Here is a 19509-nt window from a genome sequence, read left to right on the forward strand (position 1 = left end):
GAGACGAGTTTCGAGGATAATGATATGAAGAAAAGTCTTAACTGCAGTTACCGGCTGGTGTGGAATGACGTACAGCGGGCGTTTGTGGTGGTTTCAGAGCTGACCCGGGCTAAAGGCAAGCGCGCAGGCGGCGCGGTGTTGATCTCGGCGGCAGTGGGCGGCCTGTTCGCCAGCAGCGGGGCGATGGCGTTCACCGAGAATGTCACGGGTTCGACGCGGGATGAGGTGGTGCAGGAGGGTGTTCAGAACGTGCGCACCGGCGGATTAACCACCAACCATACTATCGGCAACCGCGGTACCCAGATTGTGGCGGGCGGTCAGACCGTAGATACCCGCGTTCAGGATGGCGGCTCGCAGATCGTGCGTCAGAACGGCCAGACGACCGGTACCGTTGTCACTGACGGCACCCAGATTGTTGAAGTGGACGGGGCGACAACAGGCACGCAGCTTAACAGCGGCGGCAAGCAGGCAGTCGCCGGCAAGGCTGCGGGCACCATCGTCGGTGCTGGCGGTGTACAGACGGTGCTGCAAAGCGGGCTGGCAAGCCAGACGCAGATTAACAGCGGCGGCGTGCAGGCCGTCGACGGCAGTTCAGTGCAGGGCGTGATTAACGCAGGCGGCATTCAGCTTATCAACAGCGGTGGTTTCTCTCAGGATGCGACGGTAAATAGCGGCGGCAGCCAGCACGTTAGGGTCGGTGGTTCCGCTGACAACACCGCCATCTTTGGCGGCGGCAATCAAGTCGTGGCCGGTACCGTATCCGGCGCGCATCTCAACGACGGTGGCGCACAGCTGGTTCAGCAAACCGGTAAATCTATCGGCACCATCATCAACAACCGTGGTACGCAGACCGTTGATGGCACCGCGATCTCCTCCGTCGTCAACGGCGGCGGTACACAGCTGGTGTATAACGGCGCACTGGCGGCGGGCACCACCGTGAACAGCGGCGGGGTTCAGCATATCAATCAGGGTGGGGCAGCCTCTGATAGCGTGGTGTTTGGCGGCGGTTCCCAGGTTGTCGCCGGGACAGCATCAGGCACCAGCGTTAGCGACGGCGGTGCGCAGGTGGTGCAGAAATCCGGCAAAACTACCGGCACCATCATCAACAATCGCGGCACGCAGAACGTAGACGGCGAGGCCAACTCCTCTATCGTCAACGCTGGCGGTACGCAGCAGGTTAATCGCGGCGGGTTGGCAGTAGGCGGCGTGGTGAATACCAGCGGTTTGCAGCATATTAGCGAAGGCGGTGCGGCATCCGACATCGTTTTGCTCGGCGGTACCCAACTGGTGGAAGGCTCCACTTCCGGCACCATCATCAATAACGGCGGTCTGGAGAAGATTCACGCCAGCGGCAAGAGCAGTGACGCGGTGGTTAACGCCGGTGGTAAACAGGATGTGGACGGTGTTTCGGTCTCAGCAGAAGTGAACGACGGCGGTGTGCAGAAAATACGCAGCGGCGGTGCGGCAACCAGCGCTGTTATCAACCGCGGTGGGATTCAGGATGTGCTCTCCGGTGGTTCCACGGCTTCTACTACGCTGATGGGCGGTACTCAGCAGCTGGCGGGCGTGGCGGCAGATACCATTATCGGTGACGGCGGCGTACAGCACGTTCAGGTGGGCGGCAGCGCCAACGGATCGCTGATTAACGATGGCGGCCTCCAGCGCGTGGACGGCACAGCCACCTCCTCGGTTATTTATGACGGCGGCACCCAGTTGGTGAACCGTGGCGGGCTGGCGGCCAGCGCGACCGTTAATAGCGGCGGCCTGCAGCACATTAATGAAGGTGGCGCCGCGTCCGACACCACGGTGTTTGGTGGCGGTAATCAAGTCGTTGCCGGTACGGCCTCCGGCACCAGCATCAACGACGGCGGTAACCAGATTGTCCAGGCAACCGGTAAAGCCATCGGCACCATCATCAACAGCGCCGGTACTCAGGCGGTAGACGGCACGGCGATCTCCGCCGTGGTCAACGAGGGCGGGGTGCAGCTGATCTATTCTGGCGCACTTGCTGCTGGCTCACTGGTGAATTCTGGTGGTCTGCAGCACATCAACGAAGGCGGTGCGGCTTCGGATGCCTTGCTGTATGGCGGTACTCAGATTGTCGAAGGTACGGCGTCCAATACCCGCGTGGACTCAGGCGGTGTGCAGCAGGTACACGTCACCGGGAAAACCACTGACAGCAAAATCTATGACGGCGGTTTCCAGGATGTTGACGGCACGGCTAACGGCACCATCGTCTACAGCGGCGGTAAACAGCTGATCCGCAGTGGTGCTCATGCGAACGACACGCGCGTCGATAAAGATGGCGTGCAGATTGTGCGTGCCAACGGTACGGCGTCAAAAACCACGCTGCTGGGCGGAACGCAACTGGTAGCGGGCGTGGCGGGCGATACGGTCATCGGCGACGGCGGTATTCAGCATGTCCAGGTAGGCGGCAGCGCCAGTGGATCGCTGATCAACAGCGGCGGTCTGCAGCGTGTTGACGGTTCAGCGACGTCAGCGGTGGTGAACAATGGCGGCGTGCAGTTGGTAAACCGCGGTGGACTGGCCGCAGGCTCTATCGTTAACAGCGGTGGCCTGCAGCACATCAGTCTTGGCGGCGCGGCGTCTGACGGCACCATCTTCGGTGGCGGCAAACAGCTGGTGGCCGGTACCGCGTCCGGCACCAGCGTCAGCGATGGTGGTCAGCAGATCGTGCAGGCTACCGGTAAAACTACCGATACTCAAATCAACAGCGGTGGTGTGCAGAGCGTAGACGGCAACGCGACTTCATCCGTGGTACGCAACGGCGGCACCCAACTGGTGAATAAAGGTGGCCTGGCGGCAGGCACCACCGTTCACAGTGGCGGCCTGCAGCATATCAGCCTTGGTGGCGCAGCGTCCGATGGCACCATTTTCGGCGGCGGCAAACAGCTGGTGGCGGGGACCGCATCCGGCACCAGCGTCAGCGATGGCGGCCAGCAGATCGTGCAGGCGACCGGTAAAACCACCGATACCCATATCAACAGCGGTGGCGTACAGAGCGTAGACGGTACGGCTATCTCCTCCATTATCAGAGACGGTGGTCAGCAAATCGTTACCAACGGCGGCCTTGCTGCCGGCTCGATCGTCAATAACGGCGGGGTGCAGCACGTCTCTGCCGGCGGTGCGGCGTCTGACGGCACGGTGTTCGGCGGCGGTACTCAACTGGTAGAAGGCTCCGCTTCCGGCACCAGCGTCAGCGACGGTGGGGTACAGCTGGTGAACAAGAGCGGTCAGGCCAGCGGCACGCTGATTAATAGCGGTGGCGTACAGCGCGTACACGGTCAATCGTTCGACGCGGTGATCAATAACGGCGGTCAGCAGATCGTTGACCCGTACGGCTGGTCGCGCCAGACGGTGATTAACGCCGGCGGGACGCAGATCCTCAGCAACTCCGCGGTGGCTATCTCTACCGTGATGAACGGCGGGGAGCAGCACGTCAATAATGGCGCGAAATCCTTCGCAGCGCGTCTGTTGGGCGGTACGCAGAATATCGGCAGCGGCGGGCAAGCCTTCGAAACACGTCTTGAGAAGGGCGGCGTGCAGAATGTTAACTCGGGTGGTTTCACTTCCGGGGGCACTATCTTAACTGGCGGCAGACAAAACGTTGCGAGCGGCGGCGTCACCGACTTTACCTTTGTCGATGGCGGTCTGCAGGTGGTTGACGGTACCTCGATTGTCAGCATCGTGAAAAACGGCGGACGTCAGGTGGTCAACAAAGGCGCCAATGCAGAAGTCTCTCTTGTGGATGAGGGTGGCCTGCAGGAGGTGTTCGGTACGACCACCGGGTCAGAAATCACCCGTGGTGAACAGCGCATCTATAGCGGCGGTTCAGCTACTTCTACCGTGCTGAGCGACGGTGCGGTACAGGGTATTTACGACGGCGCAGTGGTGACCGATACCCGTAACCGTAACAGCATCCAGGATATTTACAGTGGTGGACGTGCCGAAAACACCATAATGGATGATTTTGCGGTGCAGAACATCGCTGCGGGTGGCGCGGCGGTAAACACTACGTTGATTAACTCCAGCCAGCAGAACGTGCGCGGCAATGCGGTGAATACAGAGCTTGCGGCAAACGGCGTGCAGAATATCTACCGGGGCGGGAATGCGACGAACACCTCGATTTATGAGCGCGGCATCCAGAATATCTACGGCGGGGGGACATCGGTACTGGCAGCCATCCAGGCCGGTGGCATCCAGAACGTGCTGACCGGCGGTACCGCCATTAACACCACCATCAACGGTGGCGGTACCCAGAACGTCAACAGCGGCGGGACGGTAATCTCCACCATCATCCGTGAGGGCGGGATCCAGAACGTTAATGACGGTGCGATCGTTATCGACAACAAGGTGGTTGGCGAGCAGGTGGTCAATCAGGGCGGCACCGTCGCCTCGTCCACCGTCAGCGAAAAGGGTACCCAGAGCATCACTTTCGGTGGTACGGCTATCGCCACTACCGTCAGTAAAGGCGGTGCCCAGTTCGTTCGCGCCGGGGGCGTGGCGGATCAGACGGCCATTGAGCGCGGCGGCATGCTGGCGCTGGAAGATGGCGCTAAGGGCACCGATATCAAACTCAAAAGCGGCGCAGCGTTAATGGCCGGTACCGACACTACTATCAACGGCACCAACTCCCTTGGCAGCTTCTCCATTGCCAATAAGGTTGCGGACAACGTGCTGCTGGAAGGCGGCGGTCTGCTGTCGGTGACCGCAGACGGCAGCGCCAACAACACCGTGGTAAGCGAGAACGGTGTGCTGAGCGTCGCCGAGGGCGGTATGGTGACCGGGATAACCCAGATTAAGGATGGCGCGACGCTTGCCGGTAACGTTAACAATAGCGGCGAACTGCGTATCAACACTGATACCAGTGCCAACACCGTTAACGCAGCCATCAACGGCGACGGTGCGCTGTATAAAGAGGGGAATAACACGCTGACCCTGAGCGGGGCGCTAAATCAGGCGGGCGGCACCTATCTGCAGAGCGGTACGCTGGTATTTAGCGGGCTGGATGCAGTGACCGATATTATCGCCCAGCGCGGTACCTCGCTGCAGCTGACCAACGGCTCCTCCCTTACCGGGATGATCGATCCGACGGACCTGACCGTTGATGCCGGTTCAAACTGGCTGATGACCGGGGACTCTCTGCTCAATAACCTGACGCTGGGCGGTTCGATCGATTACCAGGCACAGACCGGGGCATTCGTGCCGAAAACCCTGACCGTCACCAACCTGGTGGGTAACGGCGGTACCATTACCCTGAACACGCTGTTTAACGGTAATACTGCAGTGAGTGACAGCCTTGTGCTGGACGGCGGCACAGCCACCGGTAACACGCAGATCGCCATTCGCAGCCAGGGCGGTTTGGGTGTACGTACCACCGGCAACGGTATTCAGGTGGTTAATGCCATCAACGGCGCGACCACTACCGACGATGCCTTTAGTCTCAACGGCAGCCTGCAGGCAGGTGCGTATAACTACACCCTGCAACAGGGCAGCGCCGACGAGAGTTGGTATTTGACGACCGCTGATGCCGGCAGCAATGAGAACGGCCCGCAGAACTACCGTTCGGCGACCTATCTCTACAGCTCCGTCTATGCGCAGGCAATGGACTACGACAGTGCGCTGCTTGGCTCGCTGGATGCCCGTCGCTATGCGGCGCGTACCGCAGCCGAAAGCGGTAGCAACATGTGGGCCCGTTTCCAGGCCGGTCAGATCAGCCACGATCACGGCAGCAACGATCTGCGCAACGGCAACACGCCGGAAAGTAAAGGCGGCTATACCTTCCTGCAGATCGGTAGCGATCTGTGGCAGGGCTCGGCCTCTACGATGGAATGGACCGCAGGTGTGTACGGTGCGGCGGGGCTCTCTGCCGTCGACGTGCAGCGCAACAACAAGTCGAGAGCCGGTACGGTACGGGACGATGCCTACAGTGCCGGTCTCTACCTCAACGGCGTGCATCAGAGCGGCTGGTGGATGGATGTGGTGGCCCAGGGTACACGCCACAACTTCGATACCAATCCGCGCGACGGAAACGGCCTGAAAACCCACGGCTGGGGCTACGTTGGCTCCTTCGAAACCGGTCTGCCGTTTGATATCGGTAGCGGCCTGGTGCTGGAACCGCAGGTGCAGTACCAGTATCGCGGCGTGAACCTGAAAGACGGTAATGATGACGTGGCAAACGTGCAGTTCGGCGACGGTCATAGCCAACAGGTGCGTGCCGGTCTTCGTCTGGGCAACAGCGCAACGCTTAAAGAGACAGGTAAACCGGTACCGGTAAGCTGGTGGGTGCGTCCGTCCTTTATTCAGACCTTCGGCTCGAAGGGCACGCTGAACGTCAGCGCGCCAGGCGTAGCAGGCAGCGAGGTCGCGTTTAATCCGGATCAGGACGGCACCGCCGCGTCGCTGGATGTTGGCATTGACGGCCAAATCCGCGATAACGTTACCCTTGGGGTGCGTGCGGGCTATACCCGTAGCATCGACGACGCAGGCGCTGGCGGCTACGGCGGTCAAATCACCCTGAAAGTCGGTTTCTAAGCCTGACTGAAATACGAAAGCCGTGCCGCAAGGTTCGGCTTTTTTTTTGCCTGTTATTTCGGTGTATAGGGGGAAGGTCACTTTATCGCTGTCGCGCGCGGTCAGCCTGGCAGTGACGTTTATGCTGGGATAAAAAGAGGGATAAAACAGAGTGTTTTTACGAATGGTGCGTCCGAGTGGACTCGAACCACCGACCCCCACCATGTCAAGGTGGTGCTCTAACCAACTGAGCTACGGACGCACTGAAAAGGAATGGTGCGTTCAATTGGACTCGAACCAACGACCCCCACCATGTCAAGGTGGTGCTCTAACCAACTGAGCTATGAACGCAGTGTTGTGGTTGACAACGGGGACGAATATTAGCGGCAGGCCGCAGATGTGGCAAGGAGAAAATCGCAAATTTCTGCCGCAATACGCTCGATTGGGGAACTTTTACACAAGGTGCGGCAGTTTTGCGATGTAAGGCGAATAAATCTTAATCATTCATTTATTTACCGCGCGTTTATCCTGCTTAATCCCCTTTGGGCATGCACATTTTTCACCTGTGTGGTGCCTAAAAAGGCGCTGGCAGCAAGGAAGTGGCTGGACGTGCATCTTTTCAGCTGCAGGCGCAAGGGCAACGCTATTGCTGCACAAACAACACGGGGCCACACGGCCCCGGTTGATATATTGCGCGTACTTAGTGCGCGGCGCGTTGCAAAATGACCTCCGAGGGCTGGCGTTGCAGGAAACGCATCCGCAGCATCATCATTAACGCCGCCGAGGTCAGGCCAATAATAAAGCCCATCCAGAAACCGGCCGGGCCCATTCTCTCGACGAGCAGATCCGTCAGCGCCAGCGTATAGCCCACCGGTAAACCCAGCACCCAATAGGCGATAAAGGTAATAAAGAAGATCGAGCGTGTATCTTTATAGCCGCGCAGGATGCCGCTACCAATCACCTGAATTGAGTCGGAGATCTGGTAAATTGCCGCCAGCAGCATTAAGTGTGACGCCAGGGCCACGACCTGCGGATTGTCGTTGTAGAGCAGGGCGATTTTTTCACGCATCAGCACGGTAAAGATCGCCGTCATCGCCGCCATACAGACGCCGACAATCAAGCCGGTATGCGCCGATGTTTTCGCCTCCAGCGTCGAGCCTTGCCCGAGGCGAAAGCCGACGCGAATGGTCACCGCTGCCGACAGCGACATCGGCAATACAAACATCAACGAGCTGAAGTTAAGGGCAATCTGGTGACCCGCTACATCAACAATCCCCAGCGGCGAAACCAGCAGCGCCACCACGGCAAACAGCGTTACTTCAAAAAAGAGCGCCAGCGCAATCGGCAAACCGAGCTGCGTGAGGCGCTTTAGAACTTCGAAATCCGGTTTGGCAAACCGTTGCCGATCCTGGATATCACGCATCGCATGGGCGCGTTTGACGTACAAACGCATACAGATAAACATTACCCAGTAGACGGATGCGGTGGCGATACCACAGCCGACGCCGCCCATTTCCGGCATGCCGAAATGGCCGTAGATAAAGATGTAGTTCACCGGGATATTCACCAGCAGGCCGACAAAGCCCATCATCATGCCCGGTACCGTGCGGGCGACGCCTTCGCACTGGTTACGCATCACCTGGAAAAAGAGATAACCCGGCGCCCCCCACATTAGCGCCCGCAAAAAGCGCACGGCTTTATCCGCAAGTAACGGATCGATATTATGCATGGCGTAAATAATGTGGCCGGCATTCCACAGCACAATCATTATCAGCACGGAGACGATCCCTGCCAGCCAGAAACCTTGTCCGACCTGGTGGGCGATACGTTCACGACGTCCGGAACCGTTTAGCTGGGCTATCACCGGCGTCATCGCCAGCAGCAGGCCGTGGCCAAATAGAATGGCGGGAAACCAGATGGAGGTCCCGATAGCCACCGCCGCCATATCCGTGGCGCTGTAGCCGCCTGCCATCACCGTATCGACGAAACCCATGGCGGTCTGTGCGACCTGCGCGAAAATAACCGGCACGGCGAGCGCCAGTAACTGACCCGCCTCTTTTATATACTTCTGCACGAAACACCTATAGCTTGTTGTTATAAGAATGAATGGAACGACTAATTAGAAAGGCGTTTTTCCTTGCGCTTAAAGGATGCCGCACAGCGATGAGTGCGGCAGATGTACAAATATTACCTGCTATAATGCGTTTTTTCCACGTTAGCCCTGCAGCTTACTTATCATTAACTCTTCGGCGTTGCGCTGTATTTTTCGCAACAATGGCGGGAAAAGGGCGGCCGGGGCGCGAGAAACTGGCAAGCAAAAATTTCAGCTGTTATTGTGCGTAAAAAACACGGTAAGCCGAATAGATGGTAAAGGAGTGGTAAGTATGTTTACGGGTATTGTACAGGGGACAGCCAAACTGGTGTCGATTGATGATAAACCAAATTTCCGCACCCAGGTTATTGAGCTGCCCGAGACGATGCTGGAAGGAATTGAGACCGGCGCGTCCATCGCTAACAATGGTTGCTGCCTGACGGTAACGGCAATTAACGGTAACCACATCTCCTTTGATTTGATGAAAGAGACGCTGCGCATCACCAATCTCGGCGACCTGCAGGTGGGCGATACGGTTAACGTTGAGCGTGCCGCGAAATTCAGTGACGAAATTGGCGGTCATCTAATGTCCGGTCATATTATGAGCACCGCGGAAATCGTCAAAATCCTGACTTCGGAAAATAACCGTCAGATCTGGTTCAAAGTGCAGGATCCGACGCTGATGAAGTACATCCTTTATAAAGGCTTTATCGGCATTGACGGCATCAGCCTGACGGTGGGCGAAGTGACCAGCAGCCGCTTCTGCGTGCATCTCATCCCGGAAACCCTGCAGCGCACTACCCTTGGGGCGAAAAAGCTGGGCCATCGGGTAAATATCGAAATTGACCCGCAAACCCAGGCGGTTGTCGATACGGTGGAGCGCGTGCTGGCGGCGAAAGAAGCGGCGATAGTGGCGACCAGCGAAGAGTAAAAAGAAACCCCGGCGAGCCGGGGTTTCTGCTGTTTAACGCGCGACGCGTAAGCCGTGTTCAACGCCCCGGCTGAAAACGACCTGCCACAGCTGAATATCCCGTGCGCGAAACGCGCCCGCACAGGCGTTGAGGTAATAGCTGAACATCCGTTTAAACCGTTCTGAGTAGTTATCAGCAATTTCGGGCCAGGCGTTGAGAAAACGCCCGTACCACGCCATTAACGTGCGGTCATAGTCGGCACCAAAGTTATGCCAGTCTTCCATCACAAAGTGCGATTCGCTGGCATCCGCAATCTGGCGCACGGAAGGCAGACAGCCGTTGGGGAAGATGTAGCGGTTAATCCACGGGTCGACATTGTTATCAGTGCGTCTGGAGCCGATGGTATGCAGTAAAAAAAGGCCATCGGGTTTCAGGTTATGATCGACGACGCGGAAATAGGTGGCGTAGTTTTTCGGCCCGACATGCTCAAACATGCCGACGGAAACAATACGGTCAAACTGATCGTTCAGATCGCGATAATCCTGCAGCAGAATATCGACATCAAGGCCTTCACAGCGCTGCTGCGCCATTTTCTGTTGCTCAGCCGAGATAGTCACGCCGGTAACGCTCACGCCATAATGCTGCGCCATAAACTGCGCCAGTCCGCCCCATCCGCAGCCAATATCCAGCACGCGCATTCCGGGTTTCAACTGCAGCTTTTCACAAATAAGCCGTAGTTTCGCCCGTTGCGCATCGTCCAGCGTTTCGGCGTCTTTCCAGTAGGCGCAAGAGTATTGCATCTGCGGGTCCAGCATGCGGCTAAACAGATCGTTACCGAGATCGTAATGCTCTTTGCCGACAATCCATGCCCGTTTTTTACTTTGCAGATTAAATAATCTTGCCCCGGCAATGCGGAGTGTATCTTTGAGATGGTGAGGAAGCTGATTTTCCAGGCCGGCGCGCAGAACCTTAGTAAAGAATATGTCCAGGCGGTCGCACTCCCACCAGCCGTCCATATAACTTTCGCCGAGTCCGAGCGATCCTTCCTGTAAAACACGTTTAAAAAAATTAGGATTTTTCACCTGGATATCTGACGCAGCGGAACCGTTAACACGGACACCTGCGCGACTTAGCAGCTCGTTTGCTATACGGAACCAATTATCATCCCGTACGCTAACTTCTTCTATACACGATGAACTCATAACTTCTCCATCACAGACAGTGATCAGAACCTTTCATCAGCGTAGCCGCTTATGAAGGTTTGTGAGAAAACTCACGGTTTTCGCCGTGAGGCTGATATCCGACGTAGAACAGAGGAAGGGAGAGGTCCCTTGCCGAAAGGCCATCCCTGGTAAAACGGGCGCGATCCGGCACCCGTTAATGCATAATATTTATCGTATTTATCGACAGCCGAAATGAGTATAGGCTTCAAAATCGGCTGATTCAATAAAAAATACTTAGCAAGCTAACTTTTTATGCTTGCGCGTTATTTGCGCAATTAGCCCTGTACAGAAGACGCGGGAGCCTCTTTCGCTGACGGTTGTGCGTCAGCATGACGTTGCAGACGATAGCCCACTGCCGCCAGCAGCGCCATCGACACCATAACGCTGGTCGTGGTCAGCAGCGGGGTGGCAATTAGCCATGACACCACCAGGCTTGCGAGGAAACATAATCCCAGCTGCAGCGTGTTTTGCAGCGCCGCCGCGCGGCCGGTCGCCTGCGGGAAAGGACGCAGCGCCTGAGCGACCACGATAGGGTAAATCGCGCCGTTGGCCATCGCCATAAAGCAGAAAGGGATCAGCAGCGCGGTTAGCGAGACCTGCGGCATAAAACCGACCGCCCAGGTAGCGATAACACTTAACGCAAACGCGCCAAGCAGCAACGGCAGCAGGCGAGCGCCTTGATACTTCTGCAACGCGGCGCGGCAGCCATAGCCGCCCACCAGGAAAGCGATCGTCTGCGGCACGTAACTAAGGCCAATCACTGACGGGCCATAGCCCATTTCGTGCAGAATAAACGGCGAGCCGGTCAGCCAGGCGAAAAAGCTGGCGGAGCAGGCAGCATAAATAATCACGTTGCCGCGATAGGCAGGCACGCGAAGCAAATCCATAAAGGTCAGCGGCTGTTCATGGGCCGCGTTTTTCGCTACCGGCGCTTTAAGCCTGAAGGCCGGGATCATCAACAGCAGCGTAATGGCCAGCAGGGTAGCGAAAATCGCCTGCCAGCTGAAATGGGCAAGGATCCACGCCCCCAGTAACGGTGCCAGCGCGGGCGTTAAGCCAACCAGCGGCATAATAGTGGCGAAAATGCGGTTCACGCGATGAGCAGGGTAATTGTCGGTGACCAGCGCTTGCCAGCTTACCGTGGCGGCGCAGACGCCAACCGCCTGGACAAAACGCAGCACCAGCAGCCATGTCGCATCCCGGACCCATAATGTGCCGATACAGCCCAGCGCGAATATTGCCAGCCCGCTTAGCAGAATCGGCTTACGACCGTAGCGATCCGATAACGGGCCCCACACCAACTGGGCGATGGCAAAGCCCGCCAGAAACAGGCTCAGTGTGGCGCTAACCACCGCAGAGGAAGTCCCTAAATCTTGCTGGATGGCGCTGAAGGCGGGGAGGTACATATCGGTGGCTAAAAAGCCCAGCACGCTTAATCCCGCGAGCCAGACTAAAAATCCGTTGCCAGGTTGCATTATGGTTTCTCTTTATTGCAGGTGATCAGGGCTGTCGAGTGTAAGGAGTGCATTTAAGGTTGTGAAACGCTAATATTTGCGCAGTGGTTTCAAAATTTTTGCAGGCAGATTATGTGGTCAGAATATTCGCTGGAAGTGGTTGATGCTGTCGCGCGCAACGGCAGTTTTAGCGGTGCCGCGCAGGAGCTCCATCGTGTACCTTCTGCGGTGAGCTATACCGTGCGACAGCTGGAAGAGTGGCTGGCGGTGCCGTTGTTTGAGCGTCGCCATCGCGATGTCGAATTGACGCCCGCCGGGGTCTGGTTTTTGAAAGAGGGGCGATCTGTTATCAAAAAAATGCAGGTCACCCGTCAGCAGTGCCAGCAGATAGCCAACGGCTGGCGCGGCCAGCTGGCGATTGCCGTCGATAATATCGTAAAACCTGAACGCACCCGGCAACTGATCGTCGATTTCTATCGCCACTTCAGCGATGTCGAACTGCAGGTATACCAGGAAGTGTTTAATGGCGTCTGGGATGCGCTTTCCGACGGGCGCGTTGAGCTGGCGATTGGCGCGACGCAGGCTATTCCGGTCGGTGGTCGCTACGCCTTTCGTGACATGGGTATGCTGAGCTGGAAATGTGTGGTTTCCAGTCGCCATCCGCTGGCGTCACTCCCCGGGCCGCTAAGCGATGAGACGTTGCGCAACTGGCCTTCGCTGGTGCAAGAAGATACGTCGCGCTCATTGCCAAAACGCATCACCTGGCTGCTGGATAACCAAAAACGGGTAGTGGTGCCGGACTGGGCTTCTTCGGAGGCGTGTTTATCCGCAGGGTTGTGCGTCGGTATGGTTCCGGCCCATTTCGCCCGTCCGCGTCTGGACAGTGGTGACTGGGTTGCGCTGACGCTGGAAAATCCATTCCCCGATGCCGCCTGTTGCCTGACCTGGCAACAAAATGACGCCTCGCCGGCGATAAACTGGCTGCTGGAATATCTGGGGGATAGCGAAACGCTGAATGACGAATGGTTGCGGGAGCCGAATTAAGGGCTCCCGCCGGCACGGTTAGCGGCGATAATCGCGGAACGGGCCATCGGCCACGGAGCGGCGCTCAACGAGTCGCGGATGGACTTCAATGGACTGCGACTGTTCGCGTTTATTCACAATGCGATCCAGCAGCATCGTAAACGCGGTTTCGCCCAGCGAATCTTTCGGCTGGTGAATAGTGGTTAGCGCCGGGGTAAAGAAGCGGGCGTTGCGCACGTTGTCATAGCCAATCAGTGAGATATCCTGTGGCACGCGCAAGCCCATTTCGTCGGCGGCGCACAATGCGCCCATCGCCATAATGTCACCTCCGCAAAAGACCGCCGTTGGGCGATGGCTTTGGCCGAGGATCTGCTGCATGGCGCGATAGCCAGATTCTGGCTCGAAGTCGCCCTGCACAATCCAGTTTTCCGGTACCGTGATCAGCGCTTCTTCCATCGCTTTCATAAAACCTGCCAGACGACCCGCGCCGGTGTTGCGCTCGAGGGCGCCGGGGATAACGCCAATATCGCGATGCCCGCGCTCAATCAGATAGCGCCCGGCCATATAGCCGCCTTCGAAGGCGTTATCAATCACTGAATCGGTAAAATCGGCTTTCGCCTCGCCCCAGTCCATCACCACCATCGGAATATGGCGATACTCTTCCAGCATGTTCAGCAGGGATGCAGGGTACTCGGAGCACATCACTAACAGACCATCGACGCGCTTTTGCGCCATCATCGACAAATAGGCACCCTGTTTTTCCAGGTCATTCCAGGCATTACCGAGGATCAGGGTGTAGCCCTTCTGGAAACACTTTTTCTCCACGGCTTCGATGATTTCCGCAAAGTAGGCCGCTTCGCTACTGGTAGCCAGCAGGCCAATGGATTTGGTGTGATTAACCTTCAGGCTGCGGGCGACGGCGCTTGGTGAATAGTGCAACTCTTTAATTGCCGCCCACACCGCATTACGCGTCTCTTCGGCGACGAAACGGGTTTTGTTAATTACATGTGATACGGTTGTAGTGGAAACGTTTGCTCGTTTCGCTACGTCTTTAATGGTTGCCATCAGATAACACTCCAGACCATATCTTAAGCTCCTGATAAAACTATAGGTAAACGTTTGCCTTTAATCACCCTTGGCCCGATAAATGGGATGCGGTACGCCGGGAAAACGACACGGGACGTCAGGAGGGGAGACAATGGCCGGTACGCTAATAAATTTAGCGTCGAATTTTGTCTGATCTTGAGCAAAAGGGGAAGTAATAAAACGATTCTCTGGCTAATTCCTGCAAGATTTTTAGGATTATTTATGCAAAAATGCGTTAGCTCACTTTTTGTGGGGAAATCAAAAAAGGGGAAAATTGATGAATACCGATTTGAAATATTCGTTGTACACCACCGTCATCGTTCTGAGCCTGATCGTTTTTGGCGGGCTGACTGCCGCACTGCATTGATTTATCGCGAGGGAGAGCCTTCTCCCTCGGTTTACTCCCTCCCGCCATTGTTATCACTTACGCAATACTCTTTTGTCATTCTGCTAACTTCTGTTTTTTGTGATTGCTGTCATACTTTTGCCTTCTGCGACATCGCCGCGTTTCGGCATGTCTTTCTGGAGTCATGAGATGAAGATAAATTTTCCTTTGCTTGCCCTGGCGATTGGCGCTTTCGGCATTGGTACCACAGAGTTTTCCCCAATGGGGTTATTGCCGGTTATTGCCCATGGCGTAAATGTCTCTATCCCGGCGGCGGGAATGCTGATTAGCGCTTACGCTATCGGCGTAATGGTCGGCGCGCCATTAATGACGCTGCTGTTGTCGCACCGTGGCAGACGCAATGCGCTGATCTTTTTAATGGCTATCTTTACCCTCGGCAATGTTCTCTCAGCGATTGCGCCGGATTACACCACTTTGCTGCTGGCACGCATTGTCACCAGCCTGAATCATGGCGCGTTCTTTGGCCTCGGTTCGGTGGTAGCGGCAAGCGTTGTCGCCAAAGAGAAACAGGCCAGCGCAGTGGCAACTATGTTTATGGGGCTGACAATTGCCAATATCGGCGGCGTGCCGGCTGCAACCTGGCTTGGCGAAACCATTGGCTGGCGCATGTCATTTATGGCGACCGCCGGTCTGGGGGTAATTGCGATGGCAAGCCTGTTCTTCTCCTTACCGAAAGGCGGCGCGGGTGAGCGCCCTGACGTGCGCAAAGAGTTGTCGGTGCTGGTGCGTCCGCAGGTCCTGTCGGCGCTACTGACGACCGTACTCGGCGCAGGGGCGATGTTTACCCTCTATACCTATATCTCGCCGGTACTGCGCACCATTACAGCCGCCACGCCGGGCTTTGTCACCGCGATGCTGGTGTTGATCGGCGTTGGTTTCTCGCTGGGCAACTATCTTGGTGGCAAGCTGGCGGATCGTTCTGTTACCGGCACCCTGAAAGGCTTTTTGCTGTTACTGATTGCCATTATGCTGGCGATCCCTTTCCTCGCACGCAGCGAAGTTGGCGCAGCTATCAGTATGGTGGTATGGGGCGCGGCGACCTTCGCCGTTGTGCCTCCGCTGCAAATGCGGGTAATGCGCGTTGCCCATGAAGCGCCGGGGCTCTCTTCTTCCGTTAATATCGGGGCCTTTAACCTTGGTAACGCGCTGGGCGCGGCAGCCGGTGGGGCGGTCATCTCTGGCGGCTTAGGCTATGGGTTTGTGCCGGTGATGGGGGCGATTATCGCCGCGGCAGGTTTGCTGGTGGTGTTCTGGTCAGGGCGCTCACAGCCGCAGCGGGTCTGTGCGGCGGTGGAATAATAAGATTCGGCATAAATAGATAAGGAGGGGCTTGCCCCTCCTTTATTTTATCCTGCGTTAAACCGCCAGGTTGTTGCTCACAAACGACCAGTTCACCAGCGCCCAGAAGTGATCCAGGTAGTTCGCACGGGCGTTGCGGTAGTCGATATAGTAGGCATGTTCCCACACATCAACGGTCAATAGCGGTGTTGCATCGCTGGTCAACGGTGTACCTGCGTTGGAGGTAGAAACAATCGCCAGCGTGCCATCGGTTTTTTTCACCAGCCATGTCCAACCCGCGCCGAAGTTTTTAACAGCGGCGTCGGTGAACTGTGCTTTGAATTCGGCAAAGCTGCCAAACGATTTAGCGATCGCCGCCGCCAGTTCGCCGGTCGGTTCACCGCCGGCATTCGGTGCCAGGCAGTTCCAGTAAAAAGTATGATTCCACACCTGCGCAGCATTATTAAAGATGCCGCCTTCGCTGGTTTTAACAATCTCTTCCAGCGTTTTCCCTTCAAAGGCGCTGCCTTTGATCAGGTTATTCAGGTTAGTGACATAGGTTTGGTGGTGCTTGCCATAATGGTATTCCAGCGTTTCAACTGAGATATGCGGTGCCAGGGCGTCTAACGCATACGGTAATGCAGGTAGTTCGAACGACATTGCTATTCCCCTTCTTTTATTTTAATTGCGCCCAATAGCCCTATTGAGCGTGCGGGTTAAGGGTAGCAAATAGAAAGGGCTGATAAAAGAGGATGTTACCTGCCGCCGAGGCGGCAGGTAACCGGTTAACGAATGGTTTTCGGCGTCACGACGCGGCGGGCACCGACATAATGGCGCTGCCAGTAATCTTCACTGAGGGAGGTGACCTGAATATCCTGGCCGCTGCGTGGAGACTGAATGAATTTGCCATTACCGACATACACGCCAACGTGATCGGCGGTACCGCGGCCCTGGGTGCGGAAGAACACCAGATCGCCGCTCTCCAGTTCCGCCACGTTCACCGGCGATGCATCGCGCAGGTGATACATCTCGTTAGCGGTGCGTGGAATACGGAATTTCACCAGGTCTTTATAGGCGTAATAGACCAGACCGCTGCAATCGAAACCGGTAGTCGGCGAAGTGCCGCCCCAGTGATAGGGCTTGCCCAACTGATTCATCAGCTTGGACATGGCAGTTTTCTGTGCCTTTTGGATCCGCACTTTATGAATATCGGCGAGGGTAGAGTTGCTTTTGACCTTCACACAATGGGGTTTATGGCCTTTGCGCGGCGTACATTTTTCCGTCCAGGTGACGGCGGTGGTTTTTACCGGAGTGGGTTCTTTACGACGCGAGGTGATTTTGCTGGCTTTTTTGCTGGTGGAAACTTTTTTTGTTGCCGGAGTTTTTTTACTCTCGGGCGTTTTGTTATGAGTGGTTTTTTCTGCCGTACTGCGACTGCTTTTCTTTGATGTTTTTTCGGTGGTGGTTTTTTTCTTACGTTCGGATGCTTTCACCAGATGCGCTTTATGCACGGCCGACGTTCGCGCCTGCTCGGAGGCACTCGCTAATGGCGTGAAAGAAATCGTGGTGAACAACAAAGCACAGAGCGTGATTGAAGCTTTAGGTATCCGCGCCACTGAGCAATCCCCTGTTAGAGCAGGCATTAAAAATGCATGCGAATGGTTTTTCAAAACTTGTCGATTCTAATCCAGAAAAAGCCTAAAAGTTAATACTGTTTTTGCATCTAATGCTGCGTTTCGTTAACAAGCGCAAAAAAAATCAGCAAAACGTTTCTATATGCTCAAGAGTTAAGCGGCAAGCGGGGCGGCGAGTTGAGATAAGTCATATTCCTAAGGCAACTTTTGCCGTCAGACGATAAAATCATGAACGGTGAATAAAATGTTATTTTCCGATGCCCCTGCAAACCGTTACAATAATGGTTATCTGCCGTAGAAGAAGTTGAAGGAAGCAAGACAATGAGCACAACAATTGAAAAAATCCAGCGCCAGATCGCTGAAAACCCGATTCTGCTGTATATGAAAGGTTCCCCGAAGCTGCCAAGCTGCGGTTTCTCCGCCCAGGCGGTACAGGCGCTCTCTGCGTGCGGCGAGCGTTTTGCCTATGTCGATATCCTGCAAAACCCAGATATCCGCGCAGAACTGCCGAAATACGCCAACTGGCCAACCTTCCCGCAGCTGTGGGTTGAGGGTGAGCTGGTTGGTGGCTGCGACATCATTATCGAGATGTATCAGCGCGGCGAACTGCAGACGCTGATTAAAGAGTCTGCGGCTAAGCATAAAGATGAGCCGAGCGCGGAATAATCTGCGCCAGTAAAAAAGCGACCTGACGGTCGCTTTTTTTATGCCTGATCTTCGTCAGCGATGGGCAGCGGCCATCCGCCAAGGCGTTTCCAGCGGTTTACGATTTCACAAAACAGCAGGGCGGTTTGTTCCGTATCGTACAGCGCAGAGTGCGCCTGCGACGCATCAAAGTCGATGCCCGCTGCGGCACAGGCTTTTGACAGCACCGTCTGTCCAAGCGCCAGCCCGCTCAAGGAAGCGGTGTCGAAGGTAACAAACGGGTGGAAAGGGTTGCGTTTGAGCGAGGCGCGTTCTGCGGCAGCCATCATAAAGCTGTGATCGAAGGTAGCGTTATGCGCCACCATAATGGCGCGGTTGCAGCCCTGATCTTTAATGCCTTTGCGCACCATTTTAAAAATAGCGTGCAGCGCATCGTATTCGCTCACCGCGCCGCGCAGCGGATTACTCGGATCGATACCGTTAAAGGCCAGCGCTTCAGGTTGCAGATTCGCGCCTTCGAAAGGCTCAACGTGAAAATGGAGGGTGCTATCGGGCATCAGCCAGCCTTGCTCGTCCATTTTCAGGGTAATGGCGGCGACCTCCAGCAGTGCATCGGTTTTAGCATTAAACCCCGCGGTTTCAACATCAATAACCACAGGATAAAAACCACGAAAACGGGCGCACAGACCAGTCTGTTGAGCATTATCGGACATCAGGATCTCTTGGTAGGGGGAAATGGCAGCGCATTATGGCAAATTTTGCGAAGGGATGTAAAACAGCGGGCGCAAAGCGCCCGGAGCGGGATTAATTACCCAGGCCGTTGCCGGCGTCTTTCTCTTCAATCAGTTCGATTTTGTAACCGTCCGGATCTTCTACGAAGGCGATAACCGTGGTGCCGCCTTTAACCGGACCCGCTTCACGGGTGACGTTGCCGCCGTTGTTGCGAATAGCCTCGCAAGCTTCTGCGGCGTTTTCCACGCTCAGGGCGATATGGCCGTAGGCGTTACCCAGATCGTAGCTTTCCACACCCCAGTTGTAAGTCAGCTCGATCACCGCTTCATCGCTTTCCGCGCCGTAACCGACGAAAGCCAGTGAATATTTGTATTCCGGGTTTTCGCTGGTACGCAGCAGCTTCATGCCCAGCACGTTAGTGTAAAATTCGATGGAGCGTTGCAGGTTGCCGACGCGCAGCATAGTGTGAAGTAAGCGCATAAAGTCCTCGT

14 protein-coding genes and 2 tRNA genes are annotated in these 19509 nt (G+C 56.0%); 6 read left to right on the top strand and 10 right to left on the bottom strand.

Features of this window, described 5'->3' with window-relative positions:
- Positions 1-24: 24 nt before the first annotated feature.
- Entirely contained in the window at positions 25-6555 is a 6531-nt protein-coding gene (locus RW65_RS18320; RefSeq protein ID WP_039058242.1) for an AIDA repeat-containing protein, read from the top strand.
- 164 nt (positions 6556-6719) lie between these two features.
- Here the strand turns inward: RW65_RS18320 and RW65_RS18325 are convergent.
- The 3 genes from RW65_RS18325 to mdtK all read right to left on the bottom strand — a co-directional run bounded on the left by RW65_RS18325 (position 6720) and on the right by mdtK (position 8608).
- A tRNA-Val gene (locus tag RW65_RS18325) sits at positions 6720-6796 on the bottom strand.
- 12 nt (positions 6797-6808) lie between these two features.
- Positions 6809-6885: transfer RNA gene (locus RW65_RS18330), tRNA-Val, on the bottom strand.
- Positions 6886-7234: 349 nt separating this feature from the next.
- Positions 7235-8608, bottom strand: a complete 1374-nt coding sequence (gene mdtK, locus RW65_RS18335) for an MdtK family multidrug efflux MATE transporter (protein WP_039058243.1) — start codon at positions 8606-8608, stop codon at positions 7235-7237.
- A 310-nt stretch (positions 8609-8918) separates the two neighbouring features.
- Here mdtK and RW65_RS18340 point away from each other — a divergent pair, with 310 nt between their 5' ends.
- A complete protein-coding gene (locus RW65_RS18340) occupies positions 8919-9557 on the top strand; it encodes a riboflavin synthase (protein WP_039058244.1) in 639 nt (212 codons plus the stop codon).
- A gap of 33 nt (positions 9558-9590) precedes the next feature.
- Here RW65_RS18340 and cfa read toward each other — a convergent pair whose 3' ends face one another.
- Complete coding sequence (cfa, locus tag RW65_RS18345; RefSeq protein WP_039058245.1) at positions 9591-10739, bottom strand: cyclopropane fatty acyl phospholipid synthase; 1149 nt, start codon at positions 10737-10739, stop codon at positions 9591-9593.
- 296 nt (positions 10740-11035) lie between these two features.
- Positions 11036-12235, bottom strand: coding sequence for a purine nucleoside transporter PunC (punC, locus tag RW65_RS18350; RefSeq protein ID WP_039058246.1), 1200 nt, complete (start codon positions 12233-12235; stop codon positions 11036-11038).
- A gap of 111 nt (positions 12236-12346) precedes the next feature.
- On the opposite strand from punC, the gene punR reads away from it, so the two are divergent.
- Positions 12347-13258 carry a DNA-binding transcriptional activator PunR gene (gene punR / locus RW65_RS18355; RefSeq protein WP_039058247.1) on the top strand — a complete coding sequence of 304 codons (912 nt, stop codon included), beginning with the start codon at positions 12347-12349 and terminating at the stop codon, positions 13256-13258.
- 18 nt (positions 13259-13276) lie between these two features.
- Here the strand turns inward: punR and purR are convergent, their stop codons facing one another.
- Positions 13277-14302: an HTH-type transcriptional repressor PurR gene (gene purR, locus RW65_RS18360; protein ID WP_039058248.1), complete on the bottom strand. Its 1026-nt coding sequence runs from the start codon at positions 14300-14302 to the stop codon at positions 13277-13279.
- A 298-nt stretch (positions 14303-14600) separates the two neighbouring features.
- Between purR and cydH the strand changes: the two genes are divergently transcribed.
- Positions 14601-14690: a cytochrome bd-I oxidase subunit CydH gene (gene cydH / locus RW65_RS22780; protein WP_156124031.1), complete on the top strand. Its 90-nt coding sequence runs from the start codon at positions 14601-14603 to the stop codon at positions 14688-14690.
- A 168-nt stretch (positions 14691-14858) separates the two neighbouring features.
- The gene (locus RW65_RS18365) at positions 14859-16028 is read left to right on the top strand and encodes an MFS transporter (RefSeq protein WP_039058249.1); all 1170 of its coding nucleotides are present in this window, start codon (positions 14859-14861) and stop codon (positions 16026-16028) included.
- 57 nt (positions 16029-16085) lie between these two features.
- Here RW65_RS18365 and sodB read toward each other — a convergent pair whose 3' ends face one another.
- Positions 16086-16667 carry a superoxide dismutase [Fe] gene (gene sodB, locus RW65_RS18370; RefSeq protein WP_039058250.1) on the bottom strand — a complete coding sequence of 194 codons (582 nt, stop codon included), beginning with the start codon at positions 16665-16667 and terminating at the stop codon, positions 16086-16088.
- Positions 16668-16792: 125 nt separating this feature from the next.
- A complete protein-coding gene (locus RW65_RS18375) occupies positions 16793-17623 on the bottom strand; it encodes a C40 family peptidase (protein WP_039058251.1) in 831 nt (276 codons plus the stop codon).
- A gap of 339 nt (positions 17624-17962) precedes the next feature.
- Here RW65_RS18375 and RW65_RS18380 point away from each other — a divergent pair, with 339 nt between their 5' ends.
- Complete coding sequence (locus RW65_RS18380) at positions 17963-18307, top strand: Grx4 family monothiol glutaredoxin (protein ID WP_039058252.1); 345 nt, start codon at positions 17963-17965, stop codon at positions 18305-18307.
- Positions 18308-18345: 38 nt separating this feature from the next.
- On the opposite strand, the gene rnt is transcribed toward RW65_RS18380, so the two are convergent.
- Together rnt and gloA are read right to left on the bottom strand one after the other, a co-directional pair.
- A complete protein-coding gene (gene rnt / locus RW65_RS18385; protein ID WP_039058253.1) occupies positions 18346-18999 on the bottom strand; it encodes a ribonuclease T in 654 nt (217 codons plus the stop codon).
- Positions 19000-19090: 91 nt separating this feature from the next.
- Entirely contained in the window at positions 19091-19498 is a 408-nt protein-coding gene (gene gloA / locus RW65_RS18390) for a lactoylglutathione lyase (RefSeq protein WP_039058254.1), read from the bottom strand.
- Positions 19499-19509 lie beyond the last annotated feature (11 nt).

Origin of the sequence: Enterobacter sp. Bisph1, assembly GCF_000814905.1 — a bacterium.
Classification (GTDB): domain Bacteria; phylum Pseudomonadota; class Gammaproteobacteria; order Enterobacterales; family Enterobacteriaceae; genus Kosakonia.